The sequence below is a fragment of the Paenibacillus pini JCM 16418 genome (assembly GCF_000576305.1).
Classification (GTDB): domain Bacteria; phylum Bacillota; class Bacilli; order Paenibacillales; family Paenibacillaceae; genus Paenibacillus_AQ; species Paenibacillus_AQ pini.
The window spans coordinates 44,866-69,378 of sequence record NZ_BAVZ01000014.1; the positions used below are offsets into that span (position 1 = coordinate 44,866).

18 protein-coding genes and 3 pseudogenes are annotated in these 24,513 nt (G+C 43.3%); all 21 read left to right on the top strand.

The window, feature by feature from the left end; all coding sequences use genetic code 11:
- The first annotated feature begins 65 nt into the window (after positions 1-65).
- Entirely contained in the window at positions 66-764 is a 699-nt protein-coding gene (gene rpsB / locus JCM16418_RS17405) for a 30S ribosomal protein S2 (RefSeq protein WP_036651511.1), read from the top strand.
- Positions 765-901: 137 nt separating this feature from the next.
- The gene (tsf, locus tag JCM16418_RS17410) at positions 902-1,552 is read left to right on the top strand and encodes a translation elongation factor Ts (protein ID WP_036651514.1); all 651 of its coding nucleotides are present in this window, start codon (positions 902-904) and stop codon (positions 1,550-1,552) included.
- Between the two features lie 186 nt (positions 1,553-1,738).
- A complete protein-coding gene (gene pyrH, locus JCM16418_RS17415; RefSeq protein ID WP_036651517.1) occupies positions 1,739-2,467 on the top strand; it encodes a UMP kinase in 729 nt (242 codons plus the stop codon).
- Positions 2,467-3,021, top strand: a complete 555-nt coding sequence (gene frr / locus JCM16418_RS17420; protein ID WP_036651519.1) for a ribosome recycling factor — start codon at positions 2,467-2,469, stop codon at positions 3,019-3,021. The genes pyrH and frr overlap by 1 nt, the downstream gene beginning before the upstream one ends.
- Positions 3,022-3,094: 73 nt before the next feature.
- On the top strand, positions 3,095-3,868 hold the full coding sequence (gene uppS, locus JCM16418_RS17425; RefSeq protein ID WP_036651521.1) for an undecaprenyl pyrophosphate synthase: 774 nt from the start codon (positions 3,095-3,097) through the stop codon (positions 3,866-3,868).
- Positions 3,869-3,884: 16 nt separating this feature from the next.
- Positions 3,885-4,684, top strand: a pseudogene (locus tag JCM16418_RS17430) (phosphatidate cytidylyltransferase).
- Positions 4,685-4,706: 22 nt separating this feature from the next.
- A complete protein-coding gene (locus tag JCM16418_RS17435) occupies positions 4,707-5,846 on the top strand; it encodes a 1-deoxy-D-xylulose-5-phosphate reductoisomerase (RefSeq protein ID WP_036651523.1) in 1,140 nt (379 codons plus the stop codon).
- Between the two features lie 210 nt (positions 5,847-6,056).
- A complete protein-coding gene (gene rseP / locus JCM16418_RS17440) occupies positions 6,057-7,328 on the top strand; it encodes an RIP metalloprotease RseP (protein ID WP_036651525.1) in 1,272 nt (423 codons plus the stop codon).
- 65 nt (positions 7,329-7,393) lie between these two features.
- Positions 7,394-8,842: a proline--tRNA ligase gene (gene proS, locus JCM16418_RS17445; protein WP_036651527.1), complete on the top strand. Its 1,449-nt coding sequence runs from the start codon at positions 7,394-7,396 to the stop codon at positions 8,840-8,842.
- Between the two features lie 208 nt (positions 8,843-9,050).
- A pseudogene (locus JCM16418_RS17450) lies at positions 9,051-13,324 on the top strand (PolC-type DNA polymerase III).
- Between the two features lie 220 nt (positions 13,325-13,544).
- On the top strand, positions 13,545-14,006 hold the full coding sequence (gene rimP / locus JCM16418_RS17455) for a ribosome maturation factor RimP (protein ID WP_036651530.1): 462 nt from the start codon (positions 13,545-13,547) through the stop codon (positions 14,004-14,006).
- A 33-nt stretch (positions 14,007-14,039) separates the two neighbouring features.
- The gene (nusA, locus tag JCM16418_RS17460; RefSeq protein ID WP_036651533.1) at positions 14,040-15,137 is read left to right on the top strand and encodes a transcription termination factor NusA; all 1,098 of its coding nucleotides are present in this window, start codon (positions 14,040-14,042) and stop codon (positions 15,135-15,137) included.
- A gap of 24 nt (positions 15,138-15,161) precedes the next feature.
- The gene (rnpM, locus tag JCM16418_RS17465) at positions 15,162-15,470 is read left to right on the top strand and encodes an RNase P modulator RnpM (protein WP_036651535.1); all 309 of its coding nucleotides are present in this window, start codon (positions 15,162-15,164) and stop codon (positions 15,468-15,470) included.
- Positions 15,463-15,786, top strand: coding sequence for a YlxQ family RNA-binding protein (locus tag JCM16418_RS17470; protein WP_172679245.1), 324 nt, complete (start codon positions 15,463-15,465; stop codon positions 15,784-15,786). The genes rnpM and JCM16418_RS17470 overlap by 8 nt, the downstream gene beginning before the upstream one ends.
- Positions 15,779-18,481 (top strand): translation initiation factor IF-2, encoded by a 2,703-nt coding sequence (gene infB / locus JCM16418_RS17475; protein ID WP_036651540.1) that lies wholly within the window; start codon positions 15,779-15,781, stop codon positions 18,479-18,481. The genes JCM16418_RS17470 and infB overlap by 8 nt, the downstream gene beginning before the upstream one ends.
- A 14-nt stretch (positions 18,482-18,495) precedes the next feature.
- Positions 18,496-18,849 (top strand): 30S ribosome-binding factor RbfA, encoded by a 354-nt coding sequence (gene rbfA / locus JCM16418_RS17480; RefSeq protein WP_036651543.1) that lies wholly within the window; start codon positions 18,496-18,498, stop codon positions 18,847-18,849.
- A 26-nt stretch (positions 18,850-18,875) separates the two neighbouring features.
- A complete protein-coding gene (locus tag JCM16418_RS17485) occupies positions 18,876-19,853 on the top strand; it encodes a DHH family phosphoesterase (protein ID WP_036651546.1) in 978 nt (325 codons plus the stop codon).
- Positions 19,850-20,770, top strand: a complete 921-nt coding sequence (gene truB, locus JCM16418_RS17490) for a tRNA pseudouridine(55) synthase TruB (RefSeq protein WP_036651549.1) — start codon at positions 19,850-19,852, stop codon at positions 20,768-20,770. Before JCM16418_RS17485 ends, truB begins: the two co-directional genes overlap by 4 nt.
- 50 nt (positions 20,771-20,820) lie before the next feature.
- A pseudogene (locus JCM16418_RS17495) lies at positions 20,821-21,758 on the top strand (bifunctional riboflavin kinase/FAD synthetase).
- 165 nt (positions 21,759-21,923) lie between these two features.
- The gene (gene rpsO / locus JCM16418_RS17500) at positions 21,924-22,193 is read left to right on the top strand and encodes a 30S ribosomal protein S15 (protein WP_036651551.1); all 270 of its coding nucleotides are present in this window, start codon (positions 21,924-21,926) and stop codon (positions 22,191-22,193) included.
- Positions 22,194-22,337: 144 nt separating this feature from the next.
- Positions 22,338-24,434, top strand: a complete 2,097-nt coding sequence (gene pnp / locus JCM16418_RS17505) for a polyribonucleotide nucleotidyltransferase (RefSeq protein ID WP_036651553.1) — start codon at positions 22,338-22,340, stop codon at positions 24,432-24,434.
- The last annotated feature ends 79 nt before the right edge of the window (positions 24,435-24,513 follow it).

A 24,513-nucleotide genomic window follows, 5' to 3' on the forward strand; every position in this document is an offset into this window, starting at 1 on the left:
AGTCTTGTCGGAAAATGATCACAGCGGAGGAACACAAAAAACCAAAACTTAGGGGGTGTGTGAAGATGGCAGTAATCTCCATGAAACAGCTACTAGAAGCTGGCGTTCACTTTGGTCACCAGACTCGTCGTTGGAATCCAAAAATGGATAAATATATCTTCACTGAAAGAAACGGAATTTACATTATTGACTTGCAAAAAACAGTCAAGAAGGTAGAAGAAGCTTACAACTTTGTAAAAGGCGTAGCAGGAGAGAACGGTACAATTCTGTTCGTCGGAACTAAGAAACAAGCTCAAGATTCTGTGAAAGAAGAAGCTGAACGTTGTGGAATGTACTACATTAACCAACGCTGGCTCGGCGGAACTCTTACAAACTTTGAAACGATTCAAAAACGTATCAACCGTTTGAAAGAGCTTGAGAAATGGGAAGAAGACGGTACATTTGAAGTTCTTCCTAAGAAAGAAGTTATCCTTCTTCGCAAAGAGAAAGATCGTCTTGAAAAATTCTTGGGCGGTATCAAGAACATGAAAGGCCTTCCTAGTGCCTTGTTCATCATTGACCCACGCAAAGAACGTATCGCAGTTGCTGAAGCTCGCAAATTGGGTATCCCAATTGTAGGTATCGTAGATACAAACTGTGATCCGGACGAAATCGATCATGTCATTCCTGGTAATGATGATGCAATCCGCGCTGTTAAATTGTTGACTGGTAAAATGGCTGACGCAGTGGTGGAAGCTCACCAAGGCGAAGAAACTTCTGCCTAAGTTCGACAGAACAGTTATATAGACATAAATTAAATGAAAAGGGTGGTTGGCAGGTGGATAACCTCTCACTGCCCTTTTTTTAAGATGATAGTATACATGTGAAATAATTTAAGAATATTATGTTGGAGGGAATATAAATGGCAGTTAATGCTAGTGCAGTAAAAGAGCTTCGTGAAAAAACAGGCGCAGGTATGCTTGATTGTAAAAAAGCACTCGAAGAAGCTAATGGTGAGATTTCTAAAGCGATCGAAGTGTTACGCGAGAAAGGTCTTGCAGCAGCGGCTAATAAAGCAGGACGTACTGCTACAGAAGGTGTTTGCGAAGCTTACATTCACGCAGGCGGCCGTATCGGCGTACTTGTTGAAATCAACTGTGAAACTGACTTCGTTGGTAAAACAGATCAGTTCAAAGAGTTTGCGCGCGACATTGCAATGCACATCGCAGCTTCAAACCCTCGTTATGTAGCACGTGAAGAAGTTCCACAAGAAGAAATTGAGAAAGAAAAAGAAATTTTGAAAGCTCAAGCTCTTAATGAAGGAAAACCAGAAAAAATCGTTGAAAAAATGGTTGAAGGCCGTATCAGTAAATACTATGAAGAGTTCTGCTTGCTTGAGCAATCCTTCATTAAAGATCCGGACAAAACAATCTCTACATTGCTGAAAGAAAAAATCAGCACAATCGGTGAAAACATCTCAATCCGTCGCTTTGTTCGTTATGAACTTGGTGAAGGTCTAGAGAAAAAAGTCGACAACTTTGTTGAAGAAGTAATGGCTCAAGTTAATCAATAAAACAAGTCACCATTTCAGCTACATGAATATACAAGATGAGAGAAGAGCGGAACACGCGAGTGTTCCCTCTTTTTTAAGAGAAAGACATCAACTCTGGTTCGCTCTGTCATAAATACAGAATGGTACAGAAGACAGTTCATCTAAACTGGCACTTTCGGGTGCTGTCTTAAAGTGGAGGGTTAACATTTGGAACAGCCTGTATTTAAACGAGTTGTCTTAAAAGTCAGCGGGGAATCGCTCTCCGGACAGAACGGGTATGGTATTGATGCGGAAATGATCAATTCCATCGCGCAGCAGGTCAAAGAAGTAGTCGAGCTTGGCGTTGAAGTTGCTATTGTTTGTGGCGGCGGAAACATCTGGCGCGGTATCGCTGGAAGCTCCAGCGGTATTGACAGAGCAACAGCAGATTACATGGGAATGCTGGCAACAGTGATGAATTCACTTGCCCTTCAAGATGCGCTTGAGCAAATTGAGGTACCGACAAGGGTGCAAACATCCATTGCGATGCAGCAAATTGCTGAACCTTATATCAGACGTAGAGCAATCCGTCATTTGGAAAAGGGACGTGTTGTTATTTTTGCGGCAGGTACAGGCAATCCGTTCTTCTCGACGGATACGACAGCTGCACTGCGGGCTGCTGAAATCGAAGCAGAAGTAATTCTGATGGCTAAGAATAAAGTGGATGGCGTGTATTCAGCGGATCCGTTTAAAGATAGTACGGCAGAAAAATATGATCAACTAACATATTTGGATGTATTGAATAAAAACCTGGGTGTGATGGATTCCACTGCGTCATCCCTGTGCATGGACAACAACATTCCGCTCATCGTCTTCGCCATTACGGAACAAGGTAACATCAAACGTGTCGTACTGGGTGAAAAAATCGGAACAATTGTTAAAGGGAGTGTAGACTGATGCCACAATCAGTAAAGAAGAACGCAGAAGAGCGTATGGAAAAAGCAATTTTATCTCTGAAAAGAGATTTAGCAACCCTTCGCGCGGGACGCGCAACTCCAGCCCTGCTGGATCGAGTTCAAGTTGAATATTATGGAGCTCAAACTCCACTTAATCAGCTAGCGAACATTAATACACCGGATTCTCGGACACTAATGATTCAGCCATGGGATAAATCCTCCTTGTCTGAAATCGAACGTGCGATCATGAAATCTGATCTAGGTCTGACTCCATCTAACGATGGCACAATGATCCGTCTTTCTATCCCTCAGCTTACGGAGGAACGCCGAGCTGATCTAGTTAAGACAACTAAGAAATTTGGTGAAGAATCCAAAGTTGCCATTCGTAACATCCGTAGAGATGCAAACGATGACATTAAAAAAATGGAAAAAACCGATATATCTGAGGATGAGTCACACCGTCATCAAGAAGATATCCAGAAGACGACGGACAAATTCATTGCGGAAGTCGACAAAGTGCTCGTAGCTAAAGAAAAAGAGATCATGGAAGTATAAGAGACTTGCGGCCCCTCCTTTTACGGTGGGGTTTGTCTCTTTTTTTCGCAGAAATAGGCTTGGAGGAACTAGAATGATCAATCGAGTTCGATCGTGGTGGAGACAGGAAGATAAACAGCAGCCGCTGGAAGGCTCTTTTGATAACGTTCCTGAGCACGTTGCCATCATTATGGACGGTAATGGACGTTGGGCAAAAAGCAGAGGCTTACCACGTATTGTCGGGCACCAGAACGGGATGAAGGCAGTAAAACGAACCACCATAGCTGCTGATGAGCTAGGCATCAAGTTTTTGACGCTATACGCTTTCTCTACGGAAAATTGGAAACGACCCAAAGACGAAGTTGACTTCCTGATGCGCCTCCCTCAAGAATTTCTGGCGATCGAGCTGGAAGAACTGATTCAGAAAAATGTCCAAGTACGCATGATGGGCAACAAAGAAGAACTGCCAAAACATACACTTGCTGCTATGGAAGAAGCTATGCGTAGAACAGAGCATAATGATGGGCTTGTACTCAACTTTGCACTTAATTATGGGAGTCGCAAAGAAATGACGGACTGTGTGCAGAATTTGGCGAAACAGGTGGAGGAAGGCATTATTACTTCGGCCGATATAACCAGTGAACTTATTGATAAACATTTATTATCTGGCGGTATTCCGGACCCGGATTTACTGATACGTACGAGCGGTGAAATGAGGCTTAGTAATTTTATGCTTTGGCAGATTGCATATAGTGAAATGTGGTTCACTGATATCTATTGGCCAGAATTCAATAAAAATCATTTGTATGAAGCAGTAGCTGAGTACCAGCGCAGAACACGGCGCTATGGCGGACTTACATCATCTTAATGGAGGAACAGAGCCGTTGAAACAACGATTGATTACCGGAATCATTGCAGGTATTGTTTTCCTGGGATTTTGTTTTCTTGGAGGATTGCCGTATCATATCCTTGTACTTGCAATGGCCTTGATTGGCTATTATGAGTTTGTGCGCATGACTCAAGTACCTTCATTCGGTGGCATAGCAATGCTCGGATACTTAGGGATCCTCATGTTTATGTTCCCGTGGAGCTTATTAGATATACCTTTCCCGCTGCAGTGGAACATGCGATTTGGCTACTTCTATTTTTGTTTATGCTCGTGACAGTGCTGACGAAGAACCGGGTAGGCATTCAACAAGCGGCTATGCTTTTTTTAGGTGTTCTATATGTAGGAATGGGATTTTCATATCTAGCCGATTCTCGTAGCACATCGGATGGACATGGGTTGTTCTGGACATTCCTTTTGCTAGCATCTATTTGGAGTAGTGACGCAGGTGCTTATTTTGTGGGCAAATGGATTGGTAGCCATAAATTGTGGCCTGCAATTAGTCCTAATAAGACGATTGAAGGGGCATTAGGTGGTGTTGTCATCGCAATGCTGACCTCATGCGTGTTTTCATTTTTATCGAGCGGAGTTCTTCCATTAGGAAGAGCACTACTTATAGGACTTGCTTGTGCAGTCGCGGGTCAATTAGGTGACTTAATTCAATCAGCATATAAACGGGTCTACGGCATAAAAGACTCGGGTACGCTATTGCCTGGTCATGGTGGTATTCTTGATCGCTGTGACAGCTGGATCATTGTTTTTCCATTTGTACATATCGCGATGCTGTTGCCATACTAACGCAAACAAAAGAAGGTGCATGATGAAAAAGATTAGTGTTCTTGGTTCTACAGGTTCGATCGGTACGCAGACACTGGATGTGGTATCAAAGCATCCGGAGCATTTTCAAATTGAAGGGCTTGCAGCGGGAACCAACGTAGATCTGCTCCTAGAGCAAATCCATCAGTATCATCCCAAGAAAGTGTCCGTTGCGTCTAAGCAACTTGCGGATCAAATTAAAGAGAAGATTCCATCAGGTGTCGAGCTGTTTCATGGTAATGAAGGGTTGATCGAAATTGCTGCAAACACAGATGCAGAAATGGTTATCACAGCGGTCATGGGAAGTGTAGGTCTGCATTCTACTCTTGCAGCAATTGAAGCTGGTAAACAGATTGGGCTAGCCAATAAGGAAACGCTTGTTACAGCGGGTCATATTGTAACTTCATTAGCTGAGAAACGTGGTGTGAAGCTATTGCCTGTCGATAGTGAACACTCAGCTATTTTTCAATGCTTGAATGGAGAGAATCGTCGTGATTTGGCGAGCATAACTTTAACGGCTTCGGGTGGTTCATTCCGTAACCGGAGTCGTGAAGAACTTACTCATGTAACTGTAGAAGATGCGTTAAAGCATCCCAACTGGTCTATGGGTGCCAAAATTACGATTGATTCAGCAACTATGGTCAATAAGGGACTTGAGGTTATTGAAGCTCGCTGGCTTTTTGATCTTCCTTACGAGCAAATTAATGTGCTTTTGCATCCCGAGAGCATTATTCATTCGTTTGTGGAATTTAAAGATACGAGCATTATTGCCCAGCTTGGAAATCCTGATATGCGAGTGCCGATTCAATATGCTATGACTTATCCTGAGCGCTGGCCTTCCCCGTCTAAGAGTCTGTCTCTTGCTGAAATAGGTAAGCTTCATTTTCATGAAATGGACTACGAACGTTTCCCATGTTTAAGACTAGCCTTTGAATGTGGTAAAATAGGAGGAACCGCAACGACAGCGTTTAATGCGGCTAATGAAGTAGCTGTATCGCGGTTTCTACGCAAAGAGATCTCCTTTTTGCAGATTGAGGATATTATACAAAGAGTGCTGGGCATGCATGACAACATCTCATATCCAGAACTTGGTTCCATTGAGGAATGCGATCGTTTGACGCGGGAACGGGCTGCGAAGCTTTAAGAGTAGAACTCCCGTCTGCCGATATGTTTCACCACTCTTCTCCCTTAATTTAAAAATAGGTACAAATGTGATTCTCTTGTGCGTGACCGGAGAATAATGATAATCTATATAGACTGAACAAAAGACGAGCTCTTCAGCTTTTTATAATGAATTCAATCTATAGGTTTGAAATATGACTTCGGTCTCAGACAAAGAAGGGGGATGCGACGATTGGAAATGGTGCAAGTAGTATTTTTGACAGTACTTATGTTCTTCGTCATTGTAACGGTGCATGAGTGGGGCCATTATTATTTCGCCAAGAGGGCGGGAATTTTAGTCAGGGAATTTGCTATCGGTTTCGGTCCGAAACTGTTTTCTTATAAGCGTAATGAAACGCAGTTTACACTGCGTCTGCTGCCATTTGGCGGCTACGCTCGTATGGCGGGAGAGGATCCAGAGATTGCTGAAATCCACCCCGGACAGACGATTGCATTACGAGTTAGTAACGGAGAAGCGAAGAAGATTTATTTAGATCAACTCGACAACCGTAAGAATGTAATTCGTGGTGAAGTGCAATTCATTGATATCGTAGATTCGATGAAGGTTCGTTTAGATGTAGATGGTGAAATGCAGCAGTATCCGATTCATCCACAAGCCATGTTAGTGACAAAATCCCAGGAAATACAAGTTGCACCAAGGAATCGTCAGTTTGGCAGCAAGACAGTCGGACAACGTGCTCTTTCCATTTTTGCTGGGCCCTTGATGAATTTCATCTTGGCATTTATTTTGTTCGCTGTACATTTACAAATGGCGGGCATTCCGATTGAGAATCCGACGTATGTACAAATCGGTAATGTCAGTAAAGGGATGCCAGCGGCAGAGGCTGATTTACAAAAAGGTGATATCGTAAAATCGATTGATGGAGTAGCGATTGGTGCTGATTTCAAGAAAATGGTTGATATTACAGCCAAATCTAAAGATAAGCCAATGAAATGGACGATTCAACGTGGCAATGAAGTATTTGACGTTACACTTACTCCGCGCAGCATGAAGGGTGAGGAAGGTGGTAAAGTCGGTATTACATCGCAGCTTCCAAGTCGCAAAGCTTCCATTGGTGAAACATTTACCGGTTCCGGAATGGCAATGGTCGATACAACAAAGATCATTTTCAAAGGATTTGGGCAACTGATAAACCAATTCAATATGGATGACATCGGAGGTCCAGTCCGCACGTTTGAAGTGACAGGGCAAATTGCGAAGCAAGGTATTGTGCAGCTTACGTATTGGGCGGCAATATTGAGCTTATACCTAGGAATATTTAATCTACTACCGATCCCAGCAATGGATGGTAGTCGACTTGTCTTCTTAGGGGTTGAAGCACTTCGTGGTAAACCAATTGATCCAAATCGAGAAGGTATGGTTCACTTCATAGGCTTTGCGATGTTGTTCCTACTCATGATTGCTGTGACGTATAATGATATTTTACGATTGATAAACGGATAAAGACGAAATACCCTACTCTTAAAAGGAGTCATAGGGGAGAACTTTTTGGGAGGAAGTCCATTTTTATGTCGAACGATAAGAAATTTGTGACGGAAATTACGCCGCAAGGGGAAGATTTCTCACGCTGGTATATAGATGTTATTAAAAAAGCTGACCTTATGGATTATTCGCCAGTACGTGGATGTATTGTTTTTCGTCCAGATGGTTATGAAATTTGGGAGCATATTCAAAGCGATCTTGATCGCCGTTTTAAGGAGACTGGACACCGTAATGCTTACTTTCCGTTGTTCATTCCTGAGAGCTTTTTCCAAAAGGAGAAAGAACATATCGAAGGATTTAATCCGGAGCTGCCTTGGGTTACTGAAGCAGGCGGAGATAAGCTTGAGGAGCGTCTAGCCATACGTCCAACGTCAGAGACAATGTTTGGTCATATGTACTCCAAATGGATTCAATCTTACCGTGACTTACCTGTACTCATTAACCAGTGGGCTAACGTAGTTCGTTGGGAGAAACGTACACTACCTTTCCTACGTACAAGTGAGTTCTTATGGCAAGAAGGCCATACTGCACATGAGAATGAGCAGGAAGCACGTGAAGAAACGATGAAAATGCTTGAAGTATATCGTGAATTTGCTGAAGAGTTCTTAGCGATCCCTGTGATTACAGGTCAGAAAACACCTTCTGAAAAATTTGCTGGTGCAAAGGAAACTTTCTCAATTGAAGCCATGATGAAGGATGGTCGTGCTGTACAAGCCGGAACTTCTCATTATCTTGGTACCAATTTCGCCGTTGCTTTTGACATTCAGTATCTTAGTCGGGAAAATAAACAGGAATATGTTCATACGACTTCATGGGGAACGAGCACACGCTTGATTGGTTCTCTGATTATGGTGCACGGTGATGACCGCGGTCTGGCTTTGCCACCGAAAGTCGCTCCAACTCAAGTGATTATGATTCCAATTGGTCCACCTAAGACTTGGGATGCGGTTGTTGGTCGTACGGATGAATTGTTCTCTGAACTGAAAAAAGCAGGCATTCGTGTACGCGTAGACGATCGTAGTGATGTTCGTCCAGGCTGGAAATACAATGAATATGAGATGCGTGGTGTTCCAATTCGTTTGGAAATCGGTCCAAGAGACATGGAAAATGGCGTATGTGTACTCGTATCACGTATATCTGGCGAGAAGAAGGTCGTTCAGCAGGATAATCTGGTTGAAGAAGTAAATGCAATGCTTGCACAAGTTCAGAGCGAAATGTTCGAGCGTGCCAAGCAGTTTATGGCTGATAATTTCTATTCCGTAGATACCCTTGAAGAAATGAAGAGTGCCATGGAAGAAAAACGCGGCTTCTCACTTGCTGGATGGTGTGGTTCGGATGAATGCGAAAGTAAGGTGAAGGAAGAGACGGGTGCAACAAGCCGTAATATTCCATTTAATCCTACTGAAGTGAAACATACTTGCCTTGTGTGCGGACAACCTGCGAAGCATACTGTTGTGTTCGCTAGAGCCTATTAATTAGGATGATTTGAAGTCGTTTTCTGGGGTGAGAGCAGAATACGGTTTAAGAAATAGATGTTTGAGGAGCTTCTGCCAGAAATGAGTCGGTGAGTAAGGGATCGAGGACATTTTTGTGAACAGGAGCTTTTCATTTTTATGCTAAGGCAGCAAGGGGGAAGAGAGCGTGGATAAGACACTGGAACAAAGAAAAAGATTTGAACTGTTGATGAAACAGGGGGAAGTGCCTCCTGCTCTAATTGATCCTTATTTTTTAGATGGATATATTGACCGGGTGGAAATTAGTCGTAGTAGCCAGGAATGGATGATTACGATTATAAAAGATACATTGGTGCCTGCTGAAATTTACCGAGCATTTTGTTTAAAACTCCAGGATAAGATGCAGCATATTGCCAAACTATCGTTTATTTTCAAATACGGACCTTCCGTTGCTCCTAAAGAGATTGTTGACACTTATTGGAACCTATTTCTTAGTTGGGTACAACGTGAAGTACCGTCTGTGAATGGTTGGATGATGCGTGCGCAGCATGAACTTGACGGCGAAGTGCTGCTACTGACGATGAATGATAATACATCCTTAGAACTTGCCCGTAAGAAACAAATAGACCAGGCGATTACCCGCTTCTTTACCCGCTTTTTTGAGTTGCCATTGCGCGTTAAGATTCAGCTTGGAGAGACTAATCAGGATGCATTCGAAGAATTCGAGCAGAAGAAGCTTCAAGAACAACGTGAAGTGATTCAGCAAATGATGAGTAGTATTGAAGCGGAAGCGAACTTTTCAGATGATGAAGAAGGCGACGTACGCCTGCAAGTGGGCTATGACATTAAAGAGCAGCCTGTTGCAATTCAGGAGATTCAAGATGAAGAGAAGAAGATTACGATTCAGGGTACGATTTTTGGTCTGGATCGCAAGGAACTGCGTAATGGCAGTACACTCTTCATGTTCAATCTGACAGACTTTGGTGATTCTATGCAGATGAAGATGTTTGCTAAGAATAAAGAAGATCTCAAAATCATGAACTTACTCGAAAATGGTAAGTGGGTAAAGGCACGTGGACGGGTTGAAATGGACCGGTTTATGCCGATCCCTGAGCTTGTAATGATCCCGTCAGACTTATCTGAAGTACAAGCCCCTCCTGCTCGGAAAGATAATGCACCAGAGAAACGAGTGGAGTTTCATCTGCATACGACGATGAGCACGATGGATGCGGTAACCTCAATCGATAAATATGTGAAGACCGCTGCTAAATGGGGTCATAAAGCGATCGCAGTTAGTGACCATGGCGGGGTTCAAAGCTATCCGGATGCGGCTAAATCCGCTAAAAAGAATGGAATGAAGATGATCTACGGGGTCGAAGCTAACGTTATGAATGACTCCGTTCCTGTGGTGATTCAACCCCGTTCTGAAGATTTAAAAACGGCAACTTTTATTGTATTCGATATCGAGACCACGGGTCTGTCGATTACCAATAGTAATATCACAGAACTTGCTGCAGTAAAAATTCATGAGGGTAAAGAAATTGGCCGTTATGCTACATTTGTTAATCCGCATGAGAAGATCCCATATCATATTCAGCAATTAACGAACATCACGGATGAAATGGTAAAAGATGCACCCGATCTTGAGCCTGTGTTGCGTGATTTTGTGGAGTTTGCTGGAGACGGCATTCTGGTTGCTCATAATGCGCGGTTTGATATTGGTTTTATACAAGCCTCACTTAAAGAACGTGGTATGAACACCATGGACAATCCAGGACTGGATACGTTAGAGCTTGCACGGTTACTTTATCCAAGCATGAAGAACCACCGTCTAAATACACTGGCTGATAAATACAAAGTGTTGCTAGAGAGCCATCACCGAGCCATTGACGATACGATAGCACTAGCAGGTATTTTGAATGGACTACTTGCCGATGCTGAGAAGATGAAAGGGTTAACCAAGCTTGAACGTCTCAATGATTACGTCGGTGTAGATTTGTCCAACGCACGTCCTTTTCACTGTGGCATTTACGCGCTGAATCCAGTTGGTAAGAAAAATTTATACAAACTTGTTTCCCAATCGCATACTGAATATTTTAAACGTGTTCCTTGTATACCAAAGTCGAAGCTTGAAGATTTACGTGAAGGGCTGCTGATTATCTCTGGCTGTGAAAAGGGCGAGTTTTTCGAAGCTGTACTGAATAAAACCGTTGAAGAAGCAATCGAAGTTGCTCAGTTCTACGATATCCTTGAGATTCAACCTCTAACGATGTATATGCATCTGGTAGACAAAGGATTGGTAGGCAGTGCTCTGGAATTGAAATCAGCGATTCGAAAAGTCTGTGAAATTGGTGAGAAGTTAAATAAACCGGTTATTGCGACAGGTAATGTTCACTATTTAGAAGAACGTGATAAGTTGTTCCGTGAAATTACGATTAATGGGATCACTGGGTTTAGTCCACTCAAGGATATGCGCAAACCCGATGCACACTTCCGTACAACGGATGAAATGTTAAGTGAATTCGAATTTTTAGGTAAAGATAAAGCATTTGAAGTGGTAGTCCGTAATACATGCGACTTGGCAGACCGCTTTGAAGAATTGGAATTGTTTCCGGACAAGCTGTTTACACCGGTTATGGAAGGCGCGGATGAAGAGATTCGCCAAACATGTTATGACACGGCAAAATCCATTTATGGTGAGGAATTGCCGGATGTCGTGGTGAAGCGGCTAGAGAAGGAGCTTGAACCTATTATCAAATATGGTTTCTCTGCCAACTATTTGATCTCTGAGCGTTTGGTTAAGAAGTCCAATCGGGATGGATATCTAGTAGGATCACGAGGGTCAGTAGGTTCATCCGTTGTTGCAACTTTCTTAGGGATATCCGAAGTAAATCCGTTGCCTGCTCATTATGTTTGTAAAAATAGTGAATGTAGACATAGCGAATGGTTCCTCGATGGTAGTATTCCAAGTGGATTTGACCTTCCTGACAAGACATGTCCTGATTGTGGCGATATGTTAAAAGGTGAGGGTCAAGATATCCCATTTGAGACTTTCCTTGGCTTTAAAGGTGATAAAGTCCCCGATATCGACCTTAACTTCTCAGGTGAGTATCAGCCGCAGGCGCATAACTATACGAAAGTCCTTTTTGGACCTGAAAATGTGTTTCGCGCAGGTACAATCGGTACAGTAGCTGAGAAGACAGCTTTCGGTTACACGAAGAAATATGAAGAGCATCATCAGAAAAGCTGGCGTGGAGCTGAAGTGAATCGCTTGGCTGCGGGTTGTACGGGTGTGAAAAGAAGCACAGGGCAGCATCCAGGCGGTATCGTTGTATTACCTGATTACATGGACATCGAAGATATTACACCTGTGCAATATCCTGCGGATGATACCAGCTCTGAATGGAAAACAACGCATTTTGACTATCATGCTTTTGATGCGAATCTGCTTAAACTCGATATTCTTGGTCATGATGACCCGACTATGATGCGGATGCTTCAAGATTTAACGGGTGTTGATCCGGTAAGTATTCCGATGAATGATGCAAAAGTAATGAGCATGTTCCATTCAACCGAAGCACTTGGTGTAACGCCAGAGCAAATACGCTCGCCTGTTGCAACATATGGTGTACCTGAAATGGGAACCAAATTTGTTCGTCAAATGCTTATTGAATCGAAGCCATCTTCATTTGCCGATCTACTGCAAATTTCAGGTTTGTCCCACGGAACAGGGGTATGGCTTGGTAACGCTCAGGAATTGATTAAGAATGGAACTTGTAACATCAAAACCGTAATCGGTTGTCGTGACGATATCATGCTCTTCTTGATCTATAAAGCGGGTATGGATGCTAGCTTGGCCTTTAAAATTACGGAAAATGTACGTAAAGGTAAAGGATTATCTCAGGAATGGATCGATGAGATGAAGAAATGCAAGGTACCACAGTGTATATTGATTCCTGTCTCAAAATCCAGTACATGTTTCCAAAGGCTCATGCCGCAGCCTATGTTATTTCAGCCGTAAGAACAGCATTCTTTAAGCTGTATCATCCTATTGAGTATTACGCAACCTATTTCTCAGTACGTGCTGAAGACTTTGATATAGAGCTTTGTTGTCAGGGATATGAGGCTATTTATCGTCAAATTCAAGAGATCGAGCAGAAGGGATTCCAAGCAACTACCAAGGAAAAAGGGATGCTTGCTATTCTCGAAATGGCGCTTGAGATGACAGCAAGAGGCTTCAGTTTCAAGAACATTGACCTGTATCGCTCAGAAGCAACGCGTTTTACAGTAGACGAAGGATCATTGATTCCACCATTCTCTGCTCTTCAAGGAATAGGAGACAATGCTGCCCGCAATATCGCGGGAGCACGTGATTTCGGCGAGTTTCTTTCAATTGAAGATTTCCAGCAGAAATCGAAGGCAGGTAAAACAATCATTGAACTGCTCACGCAAATGGGCTGCTTCCGTGGTTTGCCTGAAAGTAATCAATTATCATTATTTTAGTAGTGGAAATAGGAACTTTTCAGTCATGTTGACTTGATGCAACAATGCCCAAATCCCTTGGTAGACAAGGTGCAGTCAAGGACAGATACTTGTCAGTGTTGCCAGACTATGTTATAATTTTTTTGGTAATCATGGAGATAAAACCGTTGTGTAAAGAGTGGGGCGACCCACTCTTTACTCTTTGGTATATAGGATAATGAAGTCTTGGAGGTTATATTCTTTGAGCACAACGAAGATTAAAGATATTGTAGAAGAAATGGTACAGCCCTATATGGAGGAACATAACTTCGAACTGGTTGATGTGGAATACGTAAAGGAAGGTAGTAATTACTTCCTCCGTGTTTTTGTCGATAAGGATGGCGGCATCGATATTGATGACTGCGGCATGATCAGTGAATACCTGAGTGAGAAACTGGATAACAATGATCCGATTCCCACCGCTTATTTTTTGGAAGTATCTTCGCCGGGGGCAGAACGTCCGCTCAAGAAGAGTGAAGACGTTGCAAAGGCTGTCGGTAAAGATGTTTATATTACGGTATACGAGGCGCTAGATGGTCTGAAAGAATTTGAAGGCCGGCTTCTTTCGTTTGAGAATGAAGAGCTTTTAATCGCAGCAGGCAAGAAGCAATACCGCATTCCGTATGACAAAGTTGCCAGCGCTAGACTGGCCATTGTTTTTTAAAGACATTCTAATGAAAGGGGGAACTGAATTCCAATGAGTATGGAATTTATTGAAGCAATGAATGAGTTGGAAAGAGAAAAGGGAATTAGCAAGGATATCCTTTTTGAAGCTATTGAAGCTGCTCTGATTTCCAGCTACAAACGTAATTTTAATACAGCACAGAATGTAAGAGTTGATATGAATCGTAACACAGGGGTTATTAAAGTATATGCCCGTAAACTGATTGTTGAGGAAGTGTTAGATCCCCGCACTGAAATTCTGCTTGCTGCTGCAAGAGAAATTAACCCTCACTTTCAACTAGAAGATATTGCTGAAATTGAAGTGACGCCTCGTGATTTTGGACGGATTGCCGCACAAACGGCAAAACAGGTTGTTACTCAACGTATCCGTGAAGCAGAGCGTGGGTTGATCTATAACGCTTTTGTTGATAAAGAGGAAGATATCGTAACAGGTACCGTCCAGCGCCAGGATCCACGTAACTTTTACATTGATTTAGGTAAAATCGAAGCTGCTCTTCCGCAGAACGAACTTATGCCTAATGAGAAATTCAAACATGGCGATCGTATCAAAGCATATATCACCAAGGTTGAGAACACGACTAAAGGTCCTCAAATTATGCTGTCACGTACCCATCCGGGTCTTCTCAAACGTCTGTTTGAGCTAGAAGTGCCTGAAATTTTTGACGGAGTTGTTGAGATTCGTTCAGTTGCTCGTGAAGCTGGTTTCCGTTCGAAGATTGCAGTGCATTCCCGTAATGCGGAAGTTGATCCTGTAGGCTCATGCGTCGGACCCCGTGGTATGCGGGTACAAACCATCGTTAATGAACTTCGTGGTGAGAAAATCGACATCGTTCGTTATTCAGATCAGGTGGAGGAATATGTTGCGAATGCATTAAGTCCTTCTAAAGTTCTTGAGGTGTTGGTTTTTGAAGATGAGAAGATGGCGCGCGTGATCGTGCCGGATTATCAACTATCGCTCGCTATTGGTATCAAAGGGCAAAATGCGCGTCTTGCTGCTAAGCTGACCGGATGGAAGATCGACATTAAGAGCGAGAGCCAGGCGGAACAGGAATTCGGCAGACCGAAAACATCCTCGGGTGAAATGCATCAAGATTCCGTTACCGTCGATTAATTTAAACAGGACGGGGGTCGCGGTTTGAAACAAAGAAAAGTACCGCTACGCAAATGCGTGGCATGCCAAGAAATGATGCCTAAGAAAGAACTGATTCGTATCGTTAAGACGCCTGAAGATGAAGTGCTAATTGACCTGACTGGCAAGAAGTCTGGAAGAGGAGCCTACCTATGTGGTAAAGTTTCCTGCTTTAAGCTAGCACAGAAGAATAAGTCGCTCGATCGGGCATTGAAGCATCATGTGAAGCCAGAAATTTATGAGCAACTCGCTGAGGATTTCACTTCTGTTGAGAATGAATTTCTTGCAGTCAAGGAACAATCCAGTGATGAATAAAGCACTGTCTCGTCTCGGTCTTGCCATGCGAGCGGGAAAAATAGTCACAGGTGACGAAATCGTGCTAAAGTCCATACGGTCTTCTCAAGCTAAACTAGTCATACTGGCGGGTGACGCCTCAGCAAATACACAGAAAAAGTTTCGCGATAAATGCGGAACATACAACATCCCTCTGGTGATCGGATTTGACCGGGAAAGTTTGGGCACAAGCATAGGTAAGCCGGAACGCGTTGTGCTCGCGATTACGGATCAAGGGTTCGCGGAAATGATCTCCAAGTCTTTGGAGATAATGACGGAGGTGGAGTATATTGAGTAAACAAGACAGTAAAGAAAAACTGCGCGTGTACGAATATGCCAAATCACTAAATATGAGCAGTAAAGAAATTATAACCATCATGAAGAGACTCGATATTCCTGTGAACAATCATATGAGCGTCATGGAGAATGGTACAGTCACTAAAGTGGAACAATTTTTTAAAGATATCAAGTCAAATGCGGCAGCAAAACGGGAAAGTGGAGATAACAAACCAGTTACTTCTGCTCCCAATGTTCAAAAAGACACGAGTGTCGTGAGAAACCTGGGTACCGGTTCATCCGGTCAGCCGCAATCCCAAAAACAACAGGAAAAGCAGGTAGGTATGAATAATAATACGAATAACACCACACAATCCGGGTCACAAAGACCCCAGGGCGGGCAAGATTCCCGCAGACCAAGCTCTCAACAAAGTTCATCTTCCACTAGTCGTCCTCAAGGACAATCTAGCGGTCAAGGTAATCGTCCGCAGGGACAATCCTCTGGACAAGGTAACCGTACTCAAGGTAGTACTTACCAAGGTAATAACCCACGTCCTCAAGGACAACAAAGTGGAGGTCAAGGTAACCGCACGCAAGGAAGTTCTTCGCAAGGCGGATATACCTCCCGTCCATCAAGTTCACCTTCACAAGGTGGAGGACAAAGCCGTCCTCAAGGGTCACAAGGAGCGGGTGCTGGTCAACGTTCGTCCAGCGGCACTTCTTCCCGTCCACCGCAAAATCGTAGTGGATTCCAATCAGGTCAACCAAGTGGTGGTGGAGATAGTTTCTCCAAGCCAGGTGAGAACAGAGGCGGAAACAACAATAAGAGCCGTGGAAGCAATAACGGTTCGAAACGTTTTGATGATAACAAATCAGGTAACTTTAGAAACAACAATCGTGGCGGACGTAACAACGGCCGTGGAAGAGGACAGAATCAGCCTCCGCGAGAGAAAATTGACAACACACCTAAGAAAATCATTGTTCGTGGCGTAATGACGGTTGGTGAAACCGCTAAATTGCTACACAAGGATGCTTCTGAAGTGATTAAGAAACTGATTTCGATGGGTGTTATGGCAACCATTAATCAGGAGCTTGATATGGATACGATTCTTCTGCTTGCCGGCGAGTTCGGTGTTGAAGTAGAAGTGAAAATTGTACTTGAAGATGATCGTTTTGAAACGGTTGAAGAGAGCGACGATGATAAAGATTTGAAATCCCGTCCTCCGGTTGTTACCATTATGGGTCACGTTGATCATGGTAAAACAACACTTCTGGATGCAATTCGTTCTACCAATGTAACGGGTGGCGAAGCAGGCGGTATCACACAGCATATTGGTGCATATCAAGTTGAGATTAACCATAAGAAAATCACATTCCTTGATACTCCAGGTCACGAAGCATTTACAGCTATGCGTGCACGCGGAGCACAAGTTACGGATATTACGATTATTGTGGTTGCAGCTGATGATGGTGTTATGCCACAAACGGTTGAAGCAATTAACCATGCTAAGGCTGCAGAATTACCAATCATTGTAGCTGTTAACAAAATTGATAAGCCAGATGCTAACCCTGATAAAGTGAAACAAGAGTTAACTGAGTATGGTCTTGTTCCTGAAGAATGGGGCGGCGATACAATCTTCGTAAATGTATCAGCTAAACAAAGAATGGGTCTGGAAGAACTACTTGAAATGATCCTTCTCGTAGCTGAAATGAACGAATATAAAGCAAATCCTGATAAACGTGCTCGTGCAACGGTTATCGAAGCTGAGCTGGACAAAGGACGTGGACCAGTAGCACGTATTCTCGTGCAACATGGTACGCTCAAAGTCGGTGATGCATTTGTTGCAGGTAACTGCTTCGGTCGTATTCGCGCCATGGTAAGTGATAAAGGCCGTCGTCTTAAGGAAGCTGGACCTTCGACACCTGTTGAAATTACAGGTTTGACTGAGGTTCCTCAAGCGGGTGATCCGTTCATGGTGTTTGAAGATGAGCGTAAAGCACGTTCCATCGCTGACAAACGTTCCATTACGCAGCGACAATCGGATCTGGGTGTTAACGTACGTGTTACACTGGATGATCTGTTCCAGCATATTAAAGATGGCGAAATTAAAGATCTGAATGTGATTATTAAAGGTGACGTTCAAGGTTCGGTTGAAGCTCTTAAGGGTTCACTTAGCAAAATCGAAGTTGAAGGCGTTCGCGTTAAGATCATTCATAGTGGTGCAGGTGCCATTACGGAATCGGACATTATTCTCGCAGCAGCATCCAATGCGATTGTTATCGGATTTAACGTTCGTCCTGATCCTCAAGCTGGAGCAACGGCTGAGCAAGAGAAGGTTGATATCCGTTTGCACCGCGTAATTTATAACGCAATCGAAGAAATTGAGCAAGCCATGAAGGGTATGCTTGATCCAGTATTTAAAGAAGTGGTTATCGGCCACGCAGAAGTACGTAACATTTTCAAAATCAGTAAAGTCGGTACCATTTGCGGTTGTATGGTTACATCAGGCAAAATTGCGCGTAATGCGGAAGTTCGCTTGATCCGTCAAGGTATTGTCATTCATGAAGGTAAGATCGATACTCTCAAACGTTTCAAAGATGATGCTAAAGAAGTGGCGCAAGGTTATGAATGCGGTATTACTTTGGAAAGCTATAATGACGTCAGAGAACTCGACGTTATTGAAGCGTTCATCATGGAAACGGTGGAGCGCAAGTAGAGAGGTGAAATTGCATGGCTAAAATACGGACTGGACGTGTTGGAGAGCAGATTAAGAAAGAACTGAGCCAGCTGATCCAAAGTGAACTAAAAGATCCACGCATCGGTTTTCTTACGATAACAGGTGTTGAAGTAACTAACGATCTCTCCCAGGCTAAGATTTACATTAGCGTACTGGGGGATGTGGAACAGAAAGAGAATTCGCTCAAAGCGCTTGATAAAGCTAATGGGTTTCTCCGTTCTGAGTTAGGAAAGAGAATTCGTTTGCGTCATACGCCTGTGTTGATTTTCAAATTTGATGAGTCCGTAGCTTACGGTAGTCATATTGAGAAATTGCTCGGCGAGATTAGCAAGGATGATACGAATTAAAGTATGTTTTATAAAAGGAGACTGTAATGCAGACCTATGAACAATCGCTTGAGCAGGCTAAGCAATTTCTGCTGGAACACGATGACTTCTTAGTAGTGTCGCATATTCAGCCCGACGGAGATGCAGTCAGTTCCACGGTAGCCGTGGGCTGGCTTCTCTCATGTTTAGGGAAGAAATTTACACTGATTAATGAGGGTTCAATTCCGGAGCGTATGCAATTTTTGCTTATGTCAGATCAAATTGTGAATATGGAACAGAATCCGCTTGAACGTACATTTCAGCATGTAATATGCGTCGATTGTGCCGATTTTGGCCGCGTTGGATTAACAGAGCGTTATTTTGACAACAATGCTGAAATACTAAACATTGATCACCATCCGACGAATAATGGATATGGAAGTGTTACGCTGATTAAGCCAGATGCAGCAGCAACTGCGGAAATTTTATATGACCTTATTAATATTTCGAATGTTACCTGGAATCAGGAAATAGCTACGGCGATTTATACCGGACTATTGACGGATACGGGAGGCTTTCGTTATTCGAATACTTCCCCTAAAGTGATGGCAATTGCGTCGAAGCTTTTGGATTATGGGGTTAATGGGCCTGAGCTGTCTGAACAACTTCTGGAGTCTATGACGCATGCTCAAATGAAGGTGCTAACGAAAGCACTTCGTTCTCTTCAGATGACTGACGATGGTAAAATTAGCTGGGTCTGCATCACACCACAAGATATGATAGACACGGGTGCGGCGAATGAAGATCTTGAGGGTATTGTAAACTATCCACGAAATATTCAGGGTGTTGAGGTTGGTATTCTCTTCAAAGTAATTAATGATCAAGCCGTTAAAGTGAGTATGCGCTCTGCAGGTAAAGTTGATGTAGCTGCTCTTGCCCAATCTTTTGGTGGCGGTGGACATGTCAGAGCGGCAGGATGCAAGATTGAAGGCGCAATGGAAACCATTGTACCAGAGGTTATAGAACGGGTGAGATCATTTTTATGAGTGAATTCGAAGGAGTTTTGGCAGTCGATAAACCGGCTGGTATGACTTCCCATGATGTTGTGGCCAAAGTACGCCGTTTGTTAAAAATGAAGCGTGTAGGTCATACGGGCACGTTAGATCCTGAAGTTACAGGTGTTCTCCCGCTATGTCTTGGTAGAGCAACACGTGTTGTTGAATATATGCAGGAACTTCCTAAGGAATATCAAGCTACCCTACGTTTAGGCCTCGCAACGGATACGGAAGATATGACCGGCACAGTGTTAGAGCAAGTTGATCATATATCTGTTACTCTTGAAGAGGTAGAGAAGGTGCTCCGATCATTTCAAGGGGTTATCTCTCAAGTACCGCCAATGTATTCGGCAGTCAAAGTAGATGGTAAGCGACTCTACGAGTTGGCCCGTGAAGGTAAGACGGTTGAACGTAAGAGTAGAGAAGTAACGATATATGAGATTGAAATGACAGGTTCATCTTGGAATGGTCCGCATCTAGATATATCATTTCGTGCTTTATGCTCCAAAGGAACGTATATCCGTACACTATGTGTGGATATCGGACGCAAGTTAGGTCTGCCTTCCACGATGGTAAAGTTGGTGCGCACGGTGTCAGCGGGCATCGATGCATCGCAATGTCTGTCTTTTGCTGAGATTGAACAATTGGTAGAGGGCGGAACATTAGGCGAACGTTTAATTGCAGTAGATAAGGCAATTGAGCATTTACCAGCTCATGTTGTTGCAGAGGAGAAAACCGCTGCGACGCTGCAAGGTCAGCGTTTATCTGCAAGATTCGTGACTCCTGAAGTACAGAGCGAAGGAAGTATTCGGTTGTATGATGTAGAAGGTCATTTTCTGGGTATCTTCGAACGGCAGGAAGAGACTGGAGCAATAGCACCCATTAAGGTGTTTTTACCAGAGCAGTAACCCGTACTTATTTATGTAGGGATATCTAATGAATTGCAGGTGAGAGCGTTGTGAAAACTGTGAACTTATCCTATCCACTATCTCAAGACATCGCACGCGAATATGCTCATCCTCAGGTAGTAGCTATTGGACAGTTCGATGGCGTACATTTGGGACATGCCAGTGTTATTTCATCTGCGGTCCGTCAGGCCCGCCAAGCTGGTGTGCCTGCGGCTGTGATGACCTTTCATCCACATCCCAAAGATGTGATGAAGAAAGGCGACTATGATGGGAACTTGACACCCCTCCATGAGAAACAGTTGTTGCTTCAAGAGTTGGGTGTGGAAACGTTATATGTCGTGGAATTTAATGATGCCTTTTCCCATGTTAGTCCGTTTAACTTTGTGGAAGGTATGCTGTTTCCGCTACAGATTCATACAGCCGTTGTTGGCTTTGACTTCCGGTTTGGTCATAAAGGGGAAGGAAATGCTGATATGCTGAGGGAACTTGGCCAGACGAAAATGCTTGTGGAGACCATTCCACCATTTTTACTTGGAGGAGAGAAGGTCAGCAGTTCGGTCATTCGTCAAGCTTTGCAGTCGGGAGATTTGGTACAGGTCAATCATTTACTGGGGAGAAACTATCGTTTGCGGGGAACTGTAATCGATGGCGATAAGCGTGGTCGTACGATTGGTTTTCCTACAGCTAACCTTTCCTTAACTGACCGTTTTGTTGTTCCCGCCAAGGAGTTTATGCAGTCATGACGTTGTACCAAGGAAATTGGATTCCAGGCGTGATGAATGTTGGGGTAAAACCTACTTTTAATGAAGGTAAAATCGCTCCAAGCTACGAAGTGCATCTATTTGATTTCGATGAAGAGATTTATGGAGAGATATTGACCGTAGAACTGGTTCATTATATCCGAGACGAACGTAAGTTTAACTCGATACCCGAATTGGTAGCTCAAATCACTGCAGATGCAGAGCAGGCAAAGAAGCTCTTGCAATAGTAATATTAAACAGTGGCTAACATTTACTTTATGTCATCAAGTATGCTATACTGATTAACGTTGCTGGAAACAGTACACATAACCTTAGCTTGGTTACTCGATCTCACCGACGGTAACGAGGCTAACGGCGATTATTTTTATGATTATATGAAGGAGGTGAACAGGATGGCATTAACTCAAGAACGTAAACAACAACTGATTGAAGAGAACAAAACTCATGAGTCCGATACTGGATCACCAGAGGTGCAAGTTGCTATCCTAACGGAGAATATCGTTACCTTGACGGACCACTTGCGTACGCACAAGAAAGATCATCATTCCCGTCGTGGATTGTTGAAAATGGTAGGTCAACGTCGTAAGCTGTTGGCATACTTGAAGAATAAAGATGTTAGACGCTATAGCGCTCTAATCGAGAAGCTAGGATTGCGCCGCTAATATGGTTCTACATTAAAGCAGCCTGGTTGTTCACCGTTCGTCCTTCTAGGAGTGACAGCGGGGGCAACTGGGTTGCTTTTTATGCAGGATTAGATGAATATATTTATAAATGGATATAATGAATGAAGAAGAAGGAGGGATTTCATGGAAAAGCGTGTTGAAATGCAGCTAGGCGGAAGAACCCTGATACTTGAGACAGGACGTCTTGCTAAACAAGCGAACGCTGCGGTAACTGTACGTTATGGCGATACAGTTGTTCTTTGTACCGTAACGGCTTCAAAAGATCCGAAGGATTTGGATTTCTTTCCATTGACTGTGAACTATGAGGAAAGATTATATGCGGTAGGTAAAATTCCAGGGGGATTTATCAAGCGTGAAGGTAGACCGAGTGAGAAAGCAATCCTCTCTAGCCGCTTGACAGATCGCCCAATTCGTCCATTGTTCCCTGAGGGATTCCGTAATGATGTTCAAGTTCTGAATTTAGTTATGAGTGTGGATCAAGATTGTGCACCTGATATCGCTGCAATGATTGGTACATCCGCTGCACTTAGTATTTCGGACGTTCCTTTTAACGGACCTATTGGTGGTATAGCTGTTGGTCGTATTGACGGACAATTTATCATCAATCCTAATGTTGCGCAGCAAGAAGCGAGCGATCTCTATCTTGTGGTAGCAGGAACGAAAGATGCCATTATGATGGTTGAAGCGGAAGCGAATGAAGTTCCTGAGGAAGTCATGCTTGAGGCAATTATGTTTGGTCATGATGAAATCAAGAATATTGTCGCTGTTATTGAACAACTGGTTGTACAAGCTGGTAAACCTAAAATGGAAGTTAAATTGCATGCTGTTGATGCTACAGTAAACGCTGAAGTTCGTGCTTTTGCCGAAGCTCGCATCGTTGAAGCTGTACGTATTGAAGAGAAACATGCTCGTCAAGACGCTATCGACGGAATCAATAACGAATCAGTCTCGTTCTTTGAACAAAAATACATAGAGACGCCAGAGCTCTTGAAAGATGTCAAAGAAGTGCTTCATGATATTGTTAAAGAAGAAGTTAGACGTCTTATTACGCATGATAAAGTACGTCCAGATGGACGGAAATTGGATGAAATTCGTCCGATCGAATGCGATACTAATATTCTACCGCGTACACATGGAACAGGCTTGTTCACACGTGGACAAACTCAAGCTCTTAGTGTATGTACTTTGGGTGCTCTTGGTGATGTTCAGATTCTGGATGGTGTTGACCCACAGGAAACTAAACGTTTCATGCATCATTACAACTTCCCTCCATTCAGCGTAGGTGAAGCTCGTCCACTGCGTGCTCCAGGCCGCCGCGAAATTGGTCATGGTGCTCTTGGCGAACGCGCAATGTCCAAAGTTATTCCTTCTGAAACGGAATTCCCTTATACGATTCGTCTCGTATCTGAAGTCATTGAATCGAACGGTTCGACGTCTCAAGCAAGTATCTGCGCAAGTATTTTGGCAATGATGGATGCGGGTGTTCCAATCAAAGCTCCTGTTGCGGGTGTTGCTATGGGTCTGATTAAAGATGGAGACCATGTATCGATTCTGACGGATATTCAAGGTATGGAAGATCACTTAGGGGATATGGACTTCAAAGTTGCAGGAACAGCTGAAGGTGTAACTGCAATTCAGATGGATATCAAGATTGATGGGATTGACCGTAGTATCTTGAATGATGCTTTGGCACAGGCAAAAGAAGGTCGTCTATTCATCTTGAGCAAAATGGTGGAAGCTATCGAGAAGCCTAGAGAATCATTGTCACAATATGCACCTAAGATCATGATTATGAACATTAACCCGGATAAAATCCGTGATGTTATTGGTGCAGGTGGCAAGATTATTAATAAGATTATTGAAGAAACTGGCGTCAAGATCGATATTGAGCAGGACGGACGTGTGTTCATTGCTTCTACGAATGAAGAAATGAATCAAAGAGCCCGTGCTATTATTGAAGGTATTGTTCGTGAAGTGCAAATTGGTGAAATCTATGTTGGTACGGTTAAACGTATTGAAAAATTCGGAGCATTTGTTGAAATTTTACCGAATAAAGATGGCCTAGTGCATATTTCGCAACTGTCAACGGATCGTGTTGCTAAAGTAGAGGATGTCATTGCTATTGGTGATACAATTACGGTGAAAGTAACCGAAATTGACCAACAAGGACGTATTAATCTATCTCGTAAAGCGGTACTTACAACAGAAACGAAAGCTTAATTATCTTCATGTGCTATACCATCAGCTGAATAAGCATTAAAAGAGGCAGAAAGCTTAGACTTCTGGCTCTTTTTTTATA

Bases quoted from the DNA above. Each gene is read 5' to 3' on its own strand.
- truB (WP_036651549.1), top strand. From the start codon at position 19,850: ATGAGTGAATTCGAAGGAGTTTTGGCAGTCGATAAACCGGCTGGTATG.
- rpsO (WP_036651551.1), top strand. From the start codon at position 21,924: ATGGCATTAACTCAAGAACGTAAACAACAACTGATTGAAGAGAACAAA.
- JCM16418_RS17485 (WP_036651546.1), top strand. From the start codon at position 18,876: ATGCAGACCTATGAACAATCGCTTGAGCAGGCTAAGCAATTTCTGCTG.
- tsf (WP_036651514.1), top strand. From the start codon at position 902: ATGGCAGTTAATGCTAGTGCAGTAAAAGAGCTTCGTGAAAAAACAGGC.
- pnp (WP_036651553.1), top strand. From the start codon at position 22,338: ATGGAAAAGCGTGTTGAAATGCAGCTAGGCGGAAGAACCCTGATACTT.
- nusA (WP_036651533.1), top strand. From the start codon at position 14,040: ATGAGTATGGAATTTATTGAAGCAATGAATGAGTTGGAAAGAGAAAAG.
- frr (WP_036651519.1), top strand. From the start codon at position 2,467: ATGCCACAATCAGTAAAGAAGAACGCAGAAGAGCGTATGGAAAAAGCA.
- rbfA (WP_036651543.1), top strand. From the start codon at position 18,496: ATGGCTAAAATACGGACTGGACGTGTTGGAGAGCAGATTAAGAAAGAA.
- proS (WP_036651527.1), top strand. From the start codon at position 7,394: ATGTCGAACGATAAGAAATTTGTGACGGAAATTACGCCGCAAGGGGAA.
- JCM16418_RS17470 (WP_172679245.1), top strand. From the start codon at position 15,463: ATGAATAAAGCACTGTCTCGTCTCGGTCTTGCCATGCGAGCGGGAAAA.
- rpsB (WP_036651511.1), top strand. From the start codon at position 66: ATGGCAGTAATCTCCATGAAACAGCTACTAGAAGCTGGCGTTCACTTT.
- uppS (WP_036651521.1), top strand. From the start codon at position 3,095: ATGATCAATCGAGTTCGATCGTGGTGGAGACAGGAAGATAAACAGCAG.
- JCM16418_RS17435 (WP_036651523.1), top strand. From the start codon at position 4,707: ATGAAAAAGATTAGTGTTCTTGGTTCTACAGGTTCGATCGGTACGCAG.